General features: G+C 41.5%; 1 protein-coding gene. It reads left to right on the forward strand.

Features of this window, described 5'->3' with window-relative positions; genetic code table 11:
• Positions 1-260, forward strand: a 260-nt coding sequence (locus ACFINC_RS10860) for a nucleoside-diphosphate kinase (protein ID WP_375617219.1), incomplete at both ends; no start/stop codon positions are given.

Below are 260 nucleotides of genomic sequence, written 5' to 3' on the forward strand. Positions count from 1 at the left end.
CGTGTGTGGATGAGCAAGCGTGAGGCTGAAAATTTTTATGCTGTTCATAAAGAACGCCCTTTTTTTAGCGAATTGGTGGAATTTATGTCTTCTGGTCCAACAATTTTACAGGTTTTGGAAGGAGAAAATGCAATAGCTAAAAACCGTGAAGTGATGGGTGCTACAAATCCTAGTGATGCAGAAGAAGGGACAATTCGTAAGGTTCATGCTTTGTCGATTGGTGAAAATTCTGTCCATGGATCTGATAGTGCGGAAACGGC

Origin of the sequence: Bartonella sp. AP58NXGY (assembly GCF_042195785.1) — a bacterium.
GTDB lineage: Bacteria > Pseudomonadota > Alphaproteobacteria > Rhizobiales > Rhizobiaceae > Bartonella.